Source organism: Bacillus sp. REN10 (assembly GCF_016820555.1).
In the GTDB taxonomy this organism is placed as follows: Bacteria; Bacillota; Bacilli; order Bacillales; family Domibacillaceae; genus Bacillus_CE.
Genome location: NZ_JADHDW010000001.1, coordinates 90,390 through 108,606, shown reverse-complemented (window position 1 = coordinate 108,606; position 18,217 = coordinate 90,390). Strand labels below are relative to the sequence as shown.

At 40.5% G+C, this 18,217-nt stretch carries 18 protein-coding genes; 5 read left to right on the top strand and 13 right to left on the bottom strand.

Features of this window, described 5'->3' with window-relative positions:
- Positions 1-139: 139 nt before the first annotated feature.
- Positions 140-652 (bottom strand): hypothetical protein, encoded by a 513-nt coding sequence (locus IRB43_RS00550; protein ID WP_203361483.1) that lies wholly within the window; start codon positions 650-652, stop codon positions 140-142.
- A 132-nt stretch (positions 653-784) separates the two neighbouring features.
- Positions 785-1,207, bottom strand: coding sequence for a poly-beta-hydroxybutyrate-responsive repressor (gene phaQ, locus IRB43_RS00545; RefSeq protein ID WP_203361482.1), 423 nt, complete (start codon positions 1,205-1,207; stop codon positions 785-787).
- Positions 1,208-1,476: 269 nt separating this feature from the next.
- Between phaQ and IRB43_RS00540 the strand changes: the two genes are divergently transcribed.
- From IRB43_RS00540 to phaC, 3 genes are all read left to right on the top strand, one after another.
- Positions 1,477-1,971: a poly(R)-hydroxyalkanoic acid synthase subunit PhaE gene (locus IRB43_RS00540; protein WP_203361481.1), complete on the top strand. Its 495-nt coding sequence runs from the start codon at positions 1,477-1,479 to the stop codon at positions 1,969-1,971.
- 94 nt (positions 1,972-2,065) lie between these two features.
- Entirely contained in the window at positions 2,066-2,806 is a 741-nt protein-coding gene (gene fabG, locus IRB43_RS00535) for a 3-oxoacyl-[acyl-carrier-protein] reductase (protein WP_203361971.1), read from the top strand.
- A gap of 69 nt (positions 2,807-2,875) precedes the next feature.
- A complete protein-coding gene (gene phaC / locus IRB43_RS00530) occupies positions 2,876-3,940 on the top strand; it encodes a class III poly(R)-hydroxyalkanoic acid synthase subunit PhaC (protein WP_203361970.1) in 1,065 nt (354 codons plus the stop codon).
- A gap of 36 nt (positions 3,941-3,976) precedes the next feature.
- Here the strand turns inward: phaC and IRB43_RS00525 are convergent, their stop codons facing one another.
- The 10 genes from IRB43_RS00525 to IRB43_RS00480 form a co-directional block, all read right to left on the bottom strand.
- Entirely contained in the window at positions 3,977-4,969 is a 993-nt protein-coding gene (locus tag IRB43_RS00525; RefSeq protein ID WP_203361480.1) for a class I SAM-dependent methyltransferase, read from the bottom strand.
- A gap of 134 nt (positions 4,970-5,103) precedes the next feature.
- Complete coding sequence (gene tpx / locus IRB43_RS00520) at positions 5,104-5,604, bottom strand: thiol peroxidase (RefSeq protein ID WP_203361479.1); 501 nt, start codon at positions 5,602-5,604, stop codon at positions 5,104-5,106.
- A gap of 114 nt (positions 5,605-5,718) precedes the next feature.
- Complete coding sequence (gene ytfJ, locus IRB43_RS00515) at positions 5,719-6,171, bottom strand: GerW family sporulation protein (protein ID WP_203361478.1); 453 nt, start codon at positions 6,169-6,171, stop codon at positions 5,719-5,721.
- Between the two features lie 15 nt (positions 6,172-6,186).
- Positions 6,187-6,849, bottom strand: a complete 663-nt coding sequence (locus IRB43_RS00510; protein ID WP_203361477.1) for a DUF2953 domain-containing protein — start codon at positions 6,847-6,849, stop codon at positions 6,187-6,189.
- Between the two features lie 273 nt (positions 6,850-7,122).
- Positions 7,123-7,653: an RDD family protein gene (locus IRB43_RS00505; RefSeq protein ID WP_203361476.1), complete on the bottom strand. Its 531-nt coding sequence runs from the start codon at positions 7,651-7,653 to the stop codon at positions 7,123-7,125.
- Between the two features lie 15 nt (positions 7,654-7,668).
- The gene (sppA, locus tag IRB43_RS00500) at positions 7,669-8,676 is read right to left on the bottom strand and encodes a signal peptide peptidase SppA (RefSeq protein ID WP_203361475.1); all 1,008 of its coding nucleotides are present in this window, start codon (positions 8,674-8,676) and stop codon (positions 7,669-7,671) included.
- A 114-nt stretch (positions 8,677-8,790) separates the two neighbouring features.
- Entirely contained in the window at positions 8,791-9,708 is a 918-nt protein-coding gene (rarD, locus tag IRB43_RS00495) for an EamA family transporter RarD (protein ID WP_203361474.1), read from the bottom strand.
- A gap of 96 nt (positions 9,709-9,804) precedes the next feature.
- Positions 9,805-11,385 (bottom strand): acyl-CoA synthetase MbcS, encoded by a 1,581-nt coding sequence (mbcS, locus tag IRB43_RS00490; protein ID WP_203361473.1) that lies wholly within the window; start codon positions 11,383-11,385, stop codon positions 9,805-9,807.
- Positions 11,386-11,556: 171 nt separating this feature from the next.
- The gene (thiI, locus tag IRB43_RS00485; protein WP_203361472.1) at positions 11,557-12,756 is read right to left on the bottom strand and encodes a tRNA uracil 4-sulfurtransferase ThiI; all 1,200 of its coding nucleotides are present in this window, start codon (positions 12,754-12,756) and stop codon (positions 11,557-11,559) included.
- Between the two features lie 5 nt (positions 12,757-12,761).
- Positions 12,762-13,898: a cysteine desulfurase family protein gene (locus IRB43_RS00480; protein WP_203361471.1), complete on the bottom strand. Its 1,137-nt coding sequence runs from the start codon at positions 13,896-13,898 to the stop codon at positions 12,762-12,764.
- Between the two features lie 166 nt (positions 13,899-14,064).
- Here IRB43_RS00480 and brnQ point away from each other — a divergent pair, with 166 nt between their 5' ends.
- Positions 14,065-15,414, top strand: coding sequence for a branched-chain amino acid transport system II carrier protein (brnQ, locus tag IRB43_RS00475; RefSeq protein ID WP_203361470.1), 1,350 nt, complete (start codon positions 14,065-14,067; stop codon positions 15,412-15,414).
- A 36-nt stretch (positions 15,415-15,450) separates the two neighbouring features.
- Here the strand turns inward: brnQ and ezrA are convergent, their stop codons facing one another.
- Positions 15,451-17,142, bottom strand: coding sequence for a septation ring formation regulator EzrA (ezrA, locus tag IRB43_RS00470; RefSeq protein ID WP_203361469.1), 1,692 nt, complete (start codon positions 17,140-17,142; stop codon positions 15,451-15,453).
- Between the two features lie 181 nt (positions 17,143-17,323).
- On the opposite strand from ezrA, the gene hisJ reads away from it, so the two are divergent.
- A complete protein-coding gene (hisJ, locus tag IRB43_RS00465) occupies positions 17,324-18,115 on the top strand; it encodes a histidinol-phosphatase HisJ (RefSeq protein ID WP_203361468.1) in 792 nt (263 codons plus the stop codon).
- The last annotated feature ends 102 nt before the right edge of the window (positions 18,116-18,217 follow it).

The window sequence follows — 18,217 nt, the reverse complement described above, 5'->3', positions numbered from 1 at the left end:
AGGTGTCATTTACATCGGACTCTTCCCTTCTCTTAAGTTATCTCCATTATTATACATTATAATAAAAACAAGGGGTGCCTATTCTAGTATTTCAGCATCAAAAAAGCCAATTCAGATTACTCCGAATTGGCTTTCCTTATTATTTAGCAATTAATTCGAACGATTGAAGCATGCCTTTTTGCGTTTGCTTCAATTGATTAATTAGATCTTCACATGCTTTTAATACTTCTTCACGGTTTTGCTGTTGCGCTTCAAGAGCATTTTTATATGTTTCTTCTAAATGAGCTTGAGACTTTGACAGCATTTCGATTGAAGCTTTTCCTGGACTCAACGCCAGTGACTGCGTTTTTTGGCTGATTTCTTCTAATTGATCGACCCATTCAGATAAACTTTTATTGCCCACTTCTTGCTGTCCCCAAGCAGGTTGCATATTCGCTTTCCATTCAGAAGACAACTTTTTAGAGTTTTCCTCCAGCTTAGAAATTTGCGCTCGGCTGGAATTGATCCAGTCTTTTTGTCTTTCAAACACTTGAAGAGTTCTTTGCTCTAGTCCATCCTGAGAAGAATAGAACGTTTTGAAACTATTAAACCATCCATCCCAAAACACATCAATAACATCAATAGACTTGTTTGCTTCTTTTTTATTCACCACTGAAAACCCTCCATTTAAATGTAATTAAGGTTAAGTAACCTTGTATAAAAACTTATACAGCTGCCAAAATGAAGGCTTTCGCAACTGTCAAGTTTTATAAAATTTACGCTGTCTTAACTAGAGAGGTCTTGTCTATTTTTTCTGTTGATCGTCTTTATTAGGCGTGAATCGTGATGGCATAAAAAATTGACTGTATACACTAAAGAACTGATCAAGCATTTTCTGATATTGTTCAAGTGAAGAGGCCCACATTTGTAAGTATTGCTCTCCTGTTGCAGTAATGGAATAAATTCGCTTCGCTGGCCCGCCTGACGAGGTATCCCATTCAGAAGTAACAAATTCATCCTTTTCTAGCTGCCTTAAAGTTCTATAGAAGTTGCCTTGATCAATAGAGTGAAACCCAAACTGGATGAGCCTTTGCATCAGTTCATATCCGTGGGCATTCCAATCTCTTAAAAGAAGTAAAAGTACAGGAATCATGAAATTCTTCGGGGCACCCGCTACATTCTTTTTCCGGTCTTTCTCCTCTTTAGAGGTGCTGCGATTTGAAACCATTACTATCACCTACTATACCTTTAATATCGCCTATATATGTAATTTACACCTATATGCATTCCAAGTCAACCGTTACACCCCTACAAATATTGACAAATTCTATTTTAATCGACAACATCCATAAAAAACCTTGTCATATTTCTGGGATTTTAAGTGGAATTTCACGTTTTTTTTTGGAACAAAAGATGGCTCATGTGTATTATCCTAAATACGTAGCAATAGTTTTAAGATTTACAAAAAAACAAAAAATTAAAAGGAGTTAAAGCGTAATGACCCAACAAACATTGCCAGATCCGTTTGCCGTGTGGAAAAGTTTTTACGAAAAAACAGAAGCAAGTTGGAATGATGTCTTGCACGAAACAATGCAACAAGAGGCTTATGCAGAGTGGATGGGCCAAACTCAAAGCGCTTATTTACAGTTACAAGATCTCATTCAAAAAACAGCAGATGCTTATTTAAAGCAAATGAACATGCCGACTCGTGAAGAAATCTCGAGTGTGGCCTCACTCATTATCAACTTAGAAGAAAAAGTAGAAAACCTTGATCAAAAGGTGGAAGATGAAATTTTAAACAGCCCTGCCCTTAACGAAATCAACAAACTAAAAACAACGGTGGTTCGATTGGATAAGAAAATGGATCGCATCTTAAAAGCCTTGCAACAAGTAGAGGAAGCAGCAACTGCCCCAGAACCATCACAACAAGCATCCGCTTCAAATGAAGCTCCTTCCAAATCAGCATCATCTGCTTCACAACAAAAGAAATAAAGCTCTGAATCATAAATGATCTTCTAAAAACCTACATAAGGAGTGTATGTAAATGGCAATCATTGAAAAAGAACTAATCCAGAAAAATGAAGATTTGTTAAGTTTAAAAGGAAAAGTAGTGATTGTAACAGGAGGCTCCCGCGGAATCGGTGCTACAATCGCCAAGGAATTAGCAAAAAAAGGAGCCAATGTTGTCATTAACTATAACTCAAGCCCAGATGCAGCAAAAGCTGTAGTAGAAGATATTGAAAGCTTTGGCGGATCAGCGCTAGCTTGCAAAGCCAATGTAGCAAGCCTAGAGGAAGCTACTCAGTTAATCGAGGAAACGAAAAAGCAATTTGGAAGAGTCGATATTCTTGTAAACAATGCTGGAATTACGAGAGATCGTTCATTTAAAAAGCTTAGCGAAGAAGAGTGGTACGATGTGATTAACGTCAATTTAAACAGCATTTACCATACAACATCCGCGGTCATCAACACGATGTTGGAGCAAAAATATGGGCGTATCATTAATATCAGTTCCATTATCGGACAAGCAGGCGCCTTCGGTCAAACGAATTACTCCGCTTCAAAAGCAGGCATGATTGGTTTTACGAAATCTTTAGCTTTAGAAACAGCGAAAAGCGGGATCACAGTGAATGCTATCTGCCCTGGCTATATCGAAACGGAAATGTCCGCAGCGATTCCAGACAATATATTAGAACAAATTATCTCCAAAATCCCAATGAAACGATTAGGAAAAACATCGGAAGTCGCAGATGCCGTTCTATTCCTTGCTAACAGTGACTACATTACAGGTCAGTGCATCAATGTAAACGGCGGTGCCTACATGTAAGAAAGACGAAATCGTTTGCTTGTAACATTTAAAAGGGGGAATGGGAACGTGTACGCTACAACAAAGGAAATGGAAGCTTGGGTCAATACGCTACCTGAAAATATCCAAAAAAGCTATTACCGCTTTAAGCGAGTATCAGAAGTGTTAACAAAGGAGCCAGAACCGCAAGTAGGTTTAACGCCTAAAGAAGTGATTTGGACGAAAAATAAAGCGAAGCTATACCGTTACCAACCGGCAAAAGAAAAAACGAATAAAGTCCCGCTATTAATGATTTATGCGCTGATTAATAAGCCATATATATTAGACTTAACGCCTGGTAGCAGTCTTATTGAATATTTAACGGATCAAGGACATGACGTGTACTTATTGGATTGGGGAACGCCAGGTTACGAAGATCGGCATATGAAACTGGACAATTATGTGCTGGATTACATTCCTCGCGCCATCCAAAAAGTATTGCGAACTTCCGGTGCGGATGAAGTCAGCTTACTTGGTTATTGTATGGGCGGAACGATGACCGCTATTTCTGCTGCACTTCATCCTGAGTTGCCCATTCGCAATTTAATCTTTATGACAAGTCCTTTTGACTTTGAAGACACTGGTTTATTTACGAACTGGCTAGATGAACGCTATTTTAATTTAGATAAAATGATCGATACATTCGGCATTATTCCGCCTGAAGCGATTGATCTTGGAAATAAGTTACTTAAACCGCTTGTTAATTATATCGGGCCTTTTGTCTCATTAGCCGATCGAGCCGACAATGAAGACTTTGTGAAAAGCTGGTCGTTAATGCAAAAATGGGTGCATGATGGGATTCCATTCCCTGGTGAAGCGTTTAGACAATGGATCGGCGACTTTTATCAAAAGAATAAACTAATTAAAGATGAATTAGTGATCCGAGGACAGCAAGTGCAACTTAGCCATATTACAGCGAATATTTTAAATATCGCTGCTCAGCGCGATCATATTGCCGCACCAGAACAAGTGAAGCCATTAATGCAAAAAGTATCGAGCCAAGATAAAACGTATCACGTTATGCCTACAGGACATGTATCGGTCGTCGTTGGCGGAAACGCTGTAAAACGGACGTATCCAACCATTGAACAATGGCTCGTTGAACATTCAAAGTAAGACGAACAAAATCCCCTCACGCCTGAGGGGATTTTGTTATGATTTACTTTCTTCAAACCATTGGTCCATTTTTCTCATGATAGAGCGCATCGCTTGCGGATCTTTCATCGATGGGAGATTAGCAAGAAACACTTGTTTCGGCGGTTGCGTTGTCTCCGCTTGCTTTTGCAAAATAAGAATACTTTTTGCTGCTTGTTTATTTTTAAACAAAGATAGCGGCAGACCGATCACTCCTTGAATATGTACATATTTCTGAAAGAAGCGATGCAACTGATCAGCGCCAGTCGATTCAAACAAATTATTTGGTATAAGGAAAAATAAATACCCACCTGGTTTTGTATGCTGAATGCTTTGTTCCATGAACAAGAAATGAGCATAGGAATGACCTTCGTTCGCACATAGCTCATACTCGACCGCACGCACATCATTCGGATAATAACCGACAGGCAAATCGCAAACAATCACATCAGACGGATCAATGAGTAATGGTTCTAATGCATCCTGACTGTAGAACTGTACAGGCTGCTCCAGTAAATTAGCCCCACACCAAGCAAGCTTCAATAAAAGATCATCGATATCTACTCCAATAGCAGATACATTTTTCTCAGCTAAATGATTGAATACGGTAAATAATAAATTTCCGGTTCCCACTGCAGGGTCCATCAGCGTAAATTCACTTTGACCCTTCATAAATCGGCCAATTAAGTAACCGATAAATAAGCCCATAGAATCTGGCGTCATTTGATGGTTAGGCTGAACATTTTCCTGCATGCCTTTCAAAATCGCTAGCTGATAGGCCTTACGAATTTCTTCTTTTGAAAACTGATCTAATTGAATAACCTCATATTTCTGTGCGACTTGCTTTTTCGCTTCATCACTCAATTCCTCTTGCAACACTTCATTTTGAAATAAGTTTTCAGCTGTCTCTGCTAACGCATCTAAATAGGTGCATGACAATTCTCTTTGAAGAATGGCAGCTGTTTCATCGAAGGTTTTGAAAAGGTTTTCGATCGGGGAAAATTCATTCATCACTTGTCCCTCCTTACATAGTTCTTACCGGGAACATCGTCTTTAAAATGAAAAGGTCTGATCCTGATAAAATATCTAGTATGTATAGATATTCTTTTGAGGATCAGACCCCTTATGAAACAGCCTTTTGCTAATTATAAAGCAGCTTTTACAGCTTCAATCGCTTTTTCATAGTCCGGATGATTTGTTCCCTCACTTACATACTCAACGTAAGTAATTTTATCATGGCTGTCAACTACAAATACAGCGCGTGCTAATAAACGCAGTTCTTTCATATAAACACCATAAGCCTCTCCGAAAGAAAGGTCACGATGATCAGAATATGTCTTTACATTTTCTAATCCGCTAGCTGCACACCAGCGTTTTTGTGCAAACGGCAAATCGACAGAAATGGTTAATACTTCTACATTGTCCAGTTTAGATACTTCTTCATTAAAGCGGCGTGTTTGTGCATCACATACACCCGTATCAACGGAAGGGACCACACTAATCAAGCGGACTTTCCCTTTAGAATCAGCTAGGGTCACCTCTGATAAATCGTTAGCTAGCACAGTAAAATCCGGTGCCTGATCTCCTGCTTTTACTTCGTTCCCAATTATAGTGATTGGGTTTCCTTTAAATGTTACATGAGCCATTTTGAATCCCTCCTTGATATATTTACATTTCCTATCATAGTAAAAACAAGCCAAAAAAAGCAAAGAAAAAGTCCTGCTGAATTTCAGCAAGGACGCTGTCAATCTTTTAGTGCATTAAATAGAGGGATCGTGTGCCGCTCCATAGCCATCCGTTTTAGGTTGATCGTTTTTTTGGAACATGCCCTGAATTTTTTCAACTACGCTAGGTGCCATATCCAGCACTTTATCAATTAAATGCGTATTTTCGTCTAAATGTAGCATTCGGACATCATTGCCCTTCACAATTAAAAAAGCAATCGGTGTGATCGAAACACCACCACCGCTTCCACCGCCAAATGGGCTTTTTTTCTGTTTAGATTGCGAATTCCCGGATGAGTTACCATCTGGTTTATCCATTGTAAATTCACTTCCGCCTGCCGCAAAACCAAAGCCTACTTTAGAAACGGTCATAATTACACTGCCATCCGGTGTTTCTACTGGATCACCGATGATTGTGTTCACATCAATCATTTCTTTTAAATTTTCCATCGCCGTTGTCATTAAACCTTCAATTGGATGTTCACTCATATTTGTACCTCCCAATTATAGTTGTTTATTAATCGCTGACGCTCTCCACTTTCTTTTTTGGCTGCGCCAACGAGAAAGAATTTGAATAACAGCAACTATAGCATGCCCGGGACGGAAGGCAATCATACATGAAAATTCCGTTCGGAAAGTGGACCGGCCAAAAACAGGAGTAATCGTCATTTCCGGTTCAGATGTCATCCTCATCAAGAAACTGGCCACAGAGAGAGCACTGCCTTTAACAGCCCAAAGAGAACCAATCGCCATTCCAGTCCAGGCCGCATCTTTCATTCCAAATACAGTTTCCCAACGAACCTTATCAATTTCTACTTTTTCCAAAAAGGTGCGAATAACCGCTTGCAATGACTCAACTTGTTGTATGAACCTCTTAGCATTTTCTATCATTTGTTCAAACTCGGAATAGGTTAATTCTTTCTTAACAGATTTCTTCGTCTCTTGTTCCCAAAGAAGACTAGGAGGCTTTTTGCCTGAATGGGTGAGAAGCTTCACAAATGGGACATTTATTGTATAGGAAAGCAAACCATTCCATAACTCCAACCGAACTTTAATATCGATATTTTCTTTTTCAAAAAAAGAATCAAGAAAAATGCGTAACTTGGACAAACAAATAATCACAAAGAAAAAAAAGAAGAACCCCAATATCCACCAAACGTATACCATTATTTCCCGCCCTTTCCGTTAGCATTTTATCCTGAAGAAGTGAAGACTATACTCAGGAAATGTGGAAAAAAGCCGAATTGCCCGTGAGAAGGTCGAATTAATTGGGGGACGGCCGGATTTTTTGCGCGAAGGACGAATTATAGCGGTGACGGCCGGATTTCTTGCATAAAGGCCGGATTACAGCAGCGATAGCCGGATTTTTCGCATGAAGGACGAATTATAGCAGCGACGACCGAAAAAGCCACCGAGCAAGGCTCGGTGGCTGCGTGCTATTTATGAATAGACAGGTGTTTTTTCAATGGCCAGAGAGTTTTCGTGAATGACTGTTGTGTCGGCCAATAAGTCATGTACCCCTTGCTTTTTAGCTAAAAAGGCGATGAGTACGTACAAGATAAAGATCGTCGCTGTGATGTAGCGTCCGAATAGTTCTCTTACTAATACGGTCTGCCAAGAAAGGCGTGGTTCGATTAGGGAAATGACTTTTAAACCAAGAACCATCTTGCCGATCGTTTGTCCACTATACTTGGTGAAAAGAATAAAGTACAAATAAAATACGGCGGCTGTTGCTATATTGACAGGTGAAAACATCTGGTTGGAATGGACATCCATTTCCAATGCCCGCAACACCGGATAAATGATGAGCCGGGAAATACTTCCGATCACAATTAAGTCAAGTAAATAGGCCCAAAATCTCATCCAGAAGCCAGCATAGTGAGGCGTTGTGACATATGGAGTTACTTCCTCCTCTATTTTTGGTTCATCAGCCAATTGCTCGTCTGTTGCTTTATTGATCTCATCGTTCATGTTGTCATCCCTCCTTTATTCTGCATATAAATACATTAATCGCGGAGAATTTGGATGTGACAATAGTTTCATTAAGGCACTAACATCATCGTTACCACCAAACATTCGCTGCATCTTCATGGAGAAATAAGCTGGCCATCCGACATTCGACTCGTATGTAACGACCTGTGCATCTGGCAATTTAGCATCTTTTTTCAACTGGTCGATCACATCATCTAAATAACCGAAGTCATCAATTAAATTCAGCTCTTTTGCTTGTAAGCCATCATAAATGCGGCCATCGGCAATTTTTCGCACTTCCGCATCTGACATTCCCCGACCTTCAGCAATGACTTTCACGAAGCCGTTATAAGAATTGTTGATCATCTCTTGTAAAATCTTCTTTTCTTCTTCTGTCATTTTTCGTGTCGGGCTCATAATGTCCTTATGCGGACCGCTTTTAATCGTCACAAAATCAACGCCATATTTTTTAGCCAGTTCTGAATAGTTGATACTTTGCATGATGACGCCTAAGGAACCTGTTAATGTTTCTGCACTGGCGAAGATTTTGTCGGCTGGTGCCGATATGTAATAGCCGCCTGAAGCTGCAACCGATCCCATGGATACATACACCGGCTTCTTCGTTTCCTTCTTAATTTCAACAATTTTTTTATGGATTTGCGCGCTTTCTACAACTCCCCCGCCCGGTGAGTTCACTTGAAGAATAATCGCTTTGACTGCCTCATCCTCTTTTGCTTGCTCCATCTTTTCCATAAATTCTTGATGATTATAGCCTGGTGAAGACATAAGTGACTGTGCTCCCGTATCTTGAATGACACCCTCAACTGGAAGGACAGCAATTTTCTCCATCATGTTTCCTTCTTCTTTCACCTGTTCTGTAAATCCTTCGCTGCTGGCTCCAATCGCTGTTTCCAGTGTCGATGTGAAGTCGGTGCTGAAAGATGCAGAAGCGAAGTTAGCAATCACAGATACGATAAATAAAGCCGCTGCAGCCGCAAGGGCAATGCTTCTTTTTTTGTTCACGCTTTAAACTCCTTTCGTTTAATCATTTCATCTCTCTTCTCTATTTTACCAAAACTTTTCTTTTGTACCTACTGATAAAAAAACAAGAGCATCTCGCCGAAAGATGCTCTTGTTTCATGATGATTTCTTTAATACAAATTGCTTATGCTGATACCATTTAGTTTGCGATAAAGAAAACAGAAGTAACGCCGTCCAAATCAAGCAAAAAGCCGTCAGTTGGATCGAAGTGAACGGTTCATGATAAACAAAAATCCCGAGCAACAGCGTCATTGTTGGCGTAATATATTGCAAAAAGCCGATCATATAAAGTGGAATTTTCTGTGCTCCTTGAGCAAACAATAGCAAAGGAATCGCTGTCACCGTTCCACCGATCATCAGTAACAAGTCAGTCGATACAGAATGAGAAAAAAGAGATAAGTCCCCACGAACATAAGTGAAAACTAAAAATGCAAATGCCGCTGGTGTCACAACGGCCGTTTCAAGTGTTAAACCAATTGCGGCATCTACTTGTATCATTTTCTTTGCCAGCCCATATAGCGCAAAAGTGACAGCTAAACTGAGAGAAATCCACGGAAATTGTCCATAAGAAACGGTTAAAACAAGCACGCCTCCCATTGCAAAGATAAAAGAAAAAATTTGCGCTTTCGATAACGCTTCTTTTAAAATAAAAACGCCTAGCAAAACGCTCATCAGCGGATTAATATAATAACCAAGACTCGTTTCAATAATGCGATCCTGATTGACCGCCCAAATGAATAAAAACCAATTGAGACTCACTAATAATGAAGCAGCTATTAAAGCAGCGGCTTGTTTTGGCTTCTTTTTTATTTCTTGGAGGGTTGTTTTCAATTGCCCTAGCTTTTTCGTTACCACTAAAAATAGCACCATAGAGACAAACGACCAAAACACTCGATTCGCTAAAATTTCATCCGCTGCGACATGCCCTAGCCACTTCCAATAGATCGGAAACAGTCCCCACAATAAATACGCACTTCCTGCATACATCATTCCTGATTTCGTTGATTCATTCATGTTTTCACCCAATTCTTTCTAGACCCGAAATACTTTCATTATAGCGCGATTTGACAAAAAAGAAACCCGTCGATTGAACGGGTTTCCCAATATTTTTTAGTTTTTCACTTCTAATTCCGCTTGGCGCAGTTCAATTCGGCGAATTTTTCCAGATGTTGTTTTCGGTAACTCTTTAATAAATTCAATCTTGCGCGGATATTTATATGGTGCAGTCATTTCCTTTACATGGTCTTGCAATTTCTCCACAAGACCCGGCTCATTCTCATCCACACCGTCTTGAAGAACGATAAAGGCTTTGACGATATGTCCGCGAATTTCATCTGGACTAGCTACTACCGCACACTCTTTGACATCCGGATGCTTCACTAATGCATCTTCTACTTCAAATGGCCCAATCGTATAGCCTGAGCTAATGATAATGTCATCACCGCGTCCTTCAAACCAAAAATAGCCATCTTCATCTTTTTTCGCTTTATCTCCTGTGAGATAGTAATCTCCACGGAATTGCATCGCTGTTCTTTCCGGGTCTTTATAATAATTTTTAAATAAAGCTGGAGTATCAATATGAACAGCAATATCTCCCACTTCGCCAACGCCAACCGGTTGGCCGTCTTCATTAATGATCTCCACGCGGTTTCCTGGTGTTGGTTTGCCCATCGAACCAGGCTTAACTTCCATTCCTTTCAACACGCCGATCACGAGCGTGCTTTCCGTTTGGCCATAACCGTCGCGGACTTCCACGTTAAAATATTTTTTAAATGTATCAATTACTTCGCGGTTCAATGGTTCTCCTGCCGATACCGCTGAATGTAAATGCTCCAAGTTATATTCGCTTAAATTGTCCACTTTCACCATTAAGCGGTATTCAGTAGGCGTACAACATAGGACATTCATTTGGTGACGATCAAGCAGTTCTAAATATTTCTTCGGCTCAAATTTACCGTTATAAACAAATCCTGTTGCTCCTGAACCAAGTACGGATAAGAAAGGACTCCACGTCCACTTTTGCCATCCTGGTCCAGCTGTTGCCCACACAACATCTCCGTCTTCAATGGCTAGCCAGTTGGGTGCAGCTGTTTTCAAATGAGCGTAGCCCCAAGCATGCGTATGAACGACCCCTTTTGGATTGCCTGTTGTACCGGATGTATACGGCAAGAACGCAATATCATCTTTCGACGTATCCGCCATTTCGAGCTCGTCTGACGCTGTTTCCATTTTCTCTTCTAAATCAAGCCAGCCTTCTACTTGACCGCCGAAGGCAAACTTAATCATTTCATTAATCTTATCTGTACGGTTGAACTCTTCCGCAAAAGGTGCATAGGAAACAATTCCTTTCACACCGGCATGCTCAATACGATAATTTAAATCTTTTGCGCGCAATAACTCAGAACTTGGAATAATTACTAAACCAACTTTTAACGCAGCTAAAAATACTTCGTACGCTTCAATCAGTCTAGGCACCATAATTAAGATAGGGTCCCCTTTTTTCAATCCAGCCTCAATGAAAGCGTTTCCGATTTTGTTCGTTGCTTTCATTAAGTCCGAGTATGTAACCTCTTTTTGATCTCCCGCTTCATTCTCCCACTTCAATGCCACACGATTCGGATCTTGCGCAAACTTCTCCACTTCCATCACAATATTATACTTTTCGGGCGCTAATAAGTCTTCACGTTTCATCCTAATCCCCCCTTGTCCAATCTATTCTGATTATACTAAATTATTTTAAATTTTAAAATATTTATCTGAAAAAAATTTCCTTCTGTCACAAAAGTGTGAACGTTTGTCATCACACTTCGTGACGAAAAAAAGCTCTCCCCTAGCCATACGGGGAAAGCTTCACTGAAACAGTTATAATAAATCCGCGAAATGATCATCAGCTTTTTCTTCCGGCAAACGAATGGTGACCATCTGATCCACCGCTTCTTCCATCAATTGCTCAAAATCTACGAAGCTCTCAAAAAACTCTACTTTTTCGAGTTTTGGACGCGTTTTTGGAGCAGGCGGTGTGAAAATCGTACAGCAATCTTCATAAGGTAAAATCGAAATATCATGAGTGCCAATCTGTTGTGCAACGCTAATAATATCGAGTTTATCCATAGCAACTAACGGACGTAAAACCGGCGTGGCCGTCACTGCATTAATCGCTAGCATACTCTCAAGCGTCTGGCTGGCCACTTGCCCTAAGCTTTCTCCTGTCACTAAAGCGAGAGCCCCTCTTTTCTGACGAATTTTATCAGCAATCATGAGCATCATTCTCCGCGTTGAGGTCATTGTATAATTTTCTGGCACTTGTTCTTGAATTTTTTGCTGAATAGCTGTAAACGGCACAATATGAACCTTCATCGATGTTCCAAATTTCGTCAATTGTGTTGCTAAATCAAGTACTTTTTGCTTCGCTCGTTCACTCGTATACGGCGGACTATGAAAATGAATGGCTTCTATTTCTACACCTCGTTTCAGCATGAAGTAACCGGCTACCGGGCTGTCAATTCCCCCGGAAAGCAAGAGCATCGCTTTCCCGCTCGCTCCGATCGGCAGTCCGCCTGCTCCTTCATATTTTTCACAAGATAAAAAGACACCTTCTGCTCGGACTTCTACTAATAAATTAATATCAGGCTGTTTCACATCCACTTTTAGCTCTTGAATATTCCTTAATACGTGAGCACCAATTTCGTAATTAATCTCATTCGTTTCTAAAGGAAAACTTTTATCCGATCTTCTCGCAGATACTTTAAATGTGCAGCTTTCGGTCACATTTTTTCGGACAAGCGCTAACGCCGCTTCTTTCATTTCTGGCAGCTCTTTCGCTGTCCGTACAACAGGACTGAACGATTGAATACCAAATATTTCAGTTAGTTTATCTTTCACTTCTTCAAAAGGAGTCCCATTTAGATGGATATACATTCGATCGCGTCCAGTCTCTATTCGAATGTCATCGTCTCTTAACGCCGTTCGGATATTCATTTTTACTTTATTAATAAATTGATTACGGTTCCGTCCTTTTGTGGATAATTCTCCGTAGCGGACGAGCACGCGATCATAAGTCATCCTCTTCACCTCTGGACTTTCGTCAATTTTGGTAGAATCATTTGCAGCTGCTCGATTAATGTTTCGGCTTCTTCTAACGAGTTATCATAGGCTAGACTGATGCGGATGCTGCTATCTGCTTCAGCTTGAGAAACTCCCATAGCCGTAAGAACTGTACTCGTTTTTTTCTGTTTGGAGGAGCAAGCACTTGTTGTGGAGACGAAACAACCTTTCTCTTCTAAAGCATGAACGAGCACCTCGCCTTTTACACCTTGAATGGAAACGTTTAATATATGAGGAGCACAACCTGCTAAAGGTGTATGCACAGCCACTCCTTGCATCTTTTCAAGTTCTGTCCGCAAAAAGGATTGAATGTGTTTCATCTTTGAAATGGCCTGCTCCCGTCTTTCCTCCGTCAGTCTCAATGCTTTTGCCATTGCAACAATTCCGCCTGTATTTTCTGTACCGCTTCGCAGTGTATGCTCTTGTTCTCCGCCGGATAAGAGCGAAGATAACTGAACCCCTGTTCTCTTATACAATGCGCCCGTTCCTTTCACTCCATGAAATTTATGAGCAGAAAAAGAACAAAGATCAACCCCTTGTAAGTCAAGCGGTACTTTTCCACGCCCTTGTACATCATCGACATGAAACAACGCTTTCGGATAGTGGGCGAGCAGTTCACTTATTTCTTTCATCGGTTGAATGGTTCCTGTTTCATTATTGACATGCATAATCGAAACTAAAATGGTGTCATCTGTTAACGCTTGTTCAAGTGTCTGAACAGATAGGCGCCCTTCTCGATCGACCGGTAAATAAGTGACGCGAAAGCCATACTTCTCCAGCTGGCGGCACGATTGTAACACAGAAGGATGTTCTGTTTGCTGGGTAATAATATGCCTTCCCCGATCCTTGTACGCCAACGCCGCGCCTTTAATGGCTAAATTGTTCGACTCTGTTCCTCCGGATGTAAACAATATCTCCTCCGGCTTCGCTCCTACTAATGAAGCCACTTGCCGGCGAGCACCGGTCAATAGCTTTTCCGCTTCCAATCCGAGCTGATGAAGAGAAGAAGGATTGCCAAAAAACTCTTCATTCACTTTGATAAAAGCAGATAAAGCTTCTTTATATGGTTTCGTCGTTGCACTATTGTCAAAATATATCATGTAGGCACCTGCTTTTTTCCGTTTGTTCAACAGCTATCATAACATAGCCGCTTTTTGATGAAAACTTCATCTAAATTTTCAGATTTTTAATTTTATTAACATGAGATGTATTTTTTATGATATTATTTTCCCTTGTGAACAGATTTACATTTCAAGGAGGTTCTTTATGGCTAATAAAGCCTTAACGGTAAAAGAAATATTTGCTGTTGGACTTATGCTTTTTGCTCTATTTCTCGGAGCAGGAAATATGATTTTCCCCCCTTTTCTTGGCCAGCAGGCGGGTGAAAATGCTTGGTTAGGTACAGCTGGTTTTTTAATTACGGGAGTTGGATTGCCGTTGCTTGGAGTCATTGCCATTGCCAAAGCAGGAGGCAGTGTACAATCCATTGCCGGGCGAGTCTCTCCTTTATTTGGCGTGATCTTCACAATCGTTATGTACTTAGCGATCGGCCCATTCTTTGGTATCCCGCGGACGGGAACAGTGGCTTATGAAATTTCTGTCTCTCCTTTTTTGTCAGAAAATTTGAACAAGAACCCACTAATATTACTTATTTTTACAGGCTTGTTCTTTTCTTTAACGGCATGGCTCTCGTTAAACCCAATGAAGCTAGTTGATCGTATTGGAAAAGTGCTGACACCACTGCTTTTGCTTGTATTGACGATTCTCGTTGGAAAAAGCTTCATTTCGCCAATGGGTGAGATTCAGCCTCCCCATAAAGATTATGTATCCGCTCCGGTGTTTAAAGGATTTATTGAAGGGTACTTAACGATGGATACGATCGCAGCGCTCGTTTTCGGTATCGTCGTTATTTCAGCGATTATGGACAAAGGGGTAACTGAAGAAAAGCAAATTGCCAAAGTTTGTATTCAAGCGGGCGTGATTGCAGCTGCTGGACTAGCTCTTGTTTATTTATCTCTTTCCTTTATTGGAGCAACAAGTACAGAAGCAATTGGTTTGCAAGAAAACGGTGGCGCTATTTTATCGAAAGCGGCTACCTATTTATATGGTGAAGCGGGAACAGTCATTTTGGCACTAGCGATCTTCTTCGCTTGCATTACGACCTCTGTCGGACTTGTCTCAGCCACTGCCCAATACTTCAGCCGCTTATCATCGAAGTTATCCTATTCAAGGTTAGTCGTTATCTTATCGATCTTTAGCATGGCGATCGCTAATGCCGGTTTAACGAAGCTCATTGCTATTTCCTTGCCGGTCTTAATCATGATTTATCCATTGGCGATTGTGATGCTATTATTATCATTTATTGACTCGCTATTTAAAGGATATTCCGCCGTCTACATTGGGGCGTTATTGCCTACAGGTTTGATTAGCTTACTAGATGCCCTTCATGTGGCGAAAGTGGACGTGTCTGCTGTTATGAATGCCTTAGACTTTATCCCTTTCCTCTCAGCAGGGATCGGCTGGTTAATCCCTGCCATCATAGGGGGGATCATCGGTTTTCTGTCCGCTTCCTTGCTCGGATGGAAAACGGTATATCAGCCAGATACAGAATGCTAAAAATAGAAGAGGCTTTCCCATGCGGAAAGCCTCTTTTCATGATTGATCATTCATCATTTGTTCAAGTTTTTTTAACCCTTTTGGATCTACTTTATCAATGGCTGTTGCTGCTTCTTCTAACGCTGCCCGATAGTCGTAATTTCTAAAGGCAAGCTCGGCTTGATTCAACTGGGAGCCGATTGCTGGGTGCGAACGTTTGTAGCGATTGCCATATTGAATAATTCTCTCGGCCAATTCTGCCTGCTCAATCATTTCTTCTGTTTTCTTTTCTAAATGATCCACTGACTGCACAGCTTCTCGTAGCTTTTCTTGAACGCCCTTCATATTTAAAGGTTTTTCATTCAAGCAATCCACCACTTCATCCACTCGATGCTTTGCTTCTTCCGTCAACGATTGATAAAATTCCGGAACTCCCGGCATATTGCTTTTTTGAATCATGCGAAAAATATCATTTACCTTTCTTCGCAGCTCAAGCAACTGATCCCGCGCTTCTAACTCATCCTTTCGAAGAGTTTGCAAAAAGTTAGTGAAGCTTGTTTGCTCTTTTTGCAATTCTACTAGCTGCTCGTGGATGTCCTTCAACTCATCATGCAAAAATGAGTAAGCCGTTTTTTGTTCCATAATTCTTGCTGCAAGCATGTCATATTTTTGGACCACTCGGAACAACTCTTCTTCAATCTTCCGAGGCAAAGCGGACTCTTCCTCCACCAACTGGTAGCTTTGACGAACCGCTTCTGTTTCTTCTTGCAATTGTTCATTTTCTTGTTGGACTTGTTGAATTTTCTCTTTTGTTAACTCATTGTTTTCGATAATAAAGTGCTTGGCATCTACTTCTTTTTCGAGTAAATCGTAGAAAAAGTCAATGCTGTCTTTCACATCACGAACTCCCTCTTCTACTTCATGGGTATCCGTTTTAATAATATATTCCTTAAACTGAGCCAATTGTTCACGCAAATCAGCAATTTCTTTCTCAATATGTAAATGATCCAGTAAATAGCCGCTTTTCTTCATTTCTCGATAACCTGACTGAATCTCGTCAAGTTGAGAAGGCAACAGATTGGTTGTTTCTGATAACAACACCGGGACTCTTTCCATCTTGTGTAGAATTAAGTCCATATCCTTTTGCAGTTTAAGAATGGTCTCTCTCGCTTCTAAATAATTCCCTTCATCTGTTAACTCTTCAAATTTGTCAAATTGTGAAGATAATGCATCCAATTGGACTTCAAAGATAGGGGCTGCTTTACCAAATGTGTGACGGTGAGCAAGCAATCGCTTTCTTGCTGCTCGCTGCTTCTCTTTCATGTCTTCACTTTCTTTGCGATTTTGCTCCTCACTGCCGATCAACTCTTGCAATTCCGCTAAAATCGTGTTCACTTTTTCTTCTGATTTCTCTAATTGATAGGCAATCTCTTCATTGATTTCTCTTGATTTGCCGAAGCGGTATTTATGTAACCACTCTTCTGATTCAAACAGTTTTTCATCTACATTTGGAAGCTCTTCTGCTAATACTTCATCCCACATCGCACGCCAGCGATCAAATAATTGCTCTGTTTGCCCGGTCATATTCAGCTGTTTTACCTTTGTTAATTCATCGGATACAGGACGATTCATTAAGTCCATTTTCTTTTGTTCAAGCTCATCGATTTGCTTAAACAACTTTCTTCTATTTATGTAGGCAATTATTAAAAGTATCACTACTAATAATATTCCGCCAATAACATATTTCATATTAAGCCCCCTGTTCTTCTATCAAAAAATAAATCTATTCACTTATATGTTGGCTATTCTCAATATTACTAATGATATCATGTATTTTGCTTTTTTTAATGACAAAATTCGTTTTTTTCGCCTCGTTTCAAAAAAATTTGTTACACTTATTTAGCGAATAGATCATTGGGGAGGAATAACGATGAAAAGAGATGGACATATTCATACTCCTTTTTGTCCACATGGGTCAAAGGATTCTTTAAACCGCTACATCGAAGCCGCTATCGAGCAAGGGTTTCAGGAAATTACTTTCACTGAGCATGCCCCGTTGCCAGAAGGGTTCGTCGATGCAGCTCCAACGAAAGATAGCGCCATGAAGCTGTCTGACATGGAAAAGTATGTGAACGCTGTACAACAAATTCAACAAGAGTACAAACAAGACCTTACCATTCGTCTCGGCTTAGAAGTTGACTATATTGAAGGATTCGAGAAGGAAACAACGAATTTCTTAAATGAATATGGCTCCTATCTCGACGACTCGATTCTTTCCGTTCATTTTTTGAAGCAGAACCAAACTTGGTATTGTCTCGACTACAGCCCTGATGTATTTGCTGAAATGATGACCGCTTTCGGTTCAGTATCAGCCATATATCAATCTTATTTTGCAGCTGTACATCAATCTATTCTAGCTAATCTCGGTGCATATAAACCGAAACGAATAGGCCATATCACACTCGTCCATAAATTCCAAAAGAAATTCCCTTGTCCACAAGATTTCAGCGCTGAAATTGATGCAATTTTACAAAAAGTAAAGCTTCTCCATTATGAACTCGATTATAACGGTGCCGGCGTCATGAAACCGTTATGCGGCGAAACTTATCCTCCAGCGCAAATAGCCGCAAAGGCAAAAGAAATGGGGATTCCATTAATCTATGGATCAGACGCACATGCAGCTAAAGGTATTGGTCAAGGACTTGAACAGATTCAAGCCTAATTGAACTGAAAATCACACGAAAGCATCATCTATTTTCACTCTATGAAAAAGGCCTTGCTTATCACCAAGTGAGCTTCCCAAAAAGGAAATGCACACCTGACA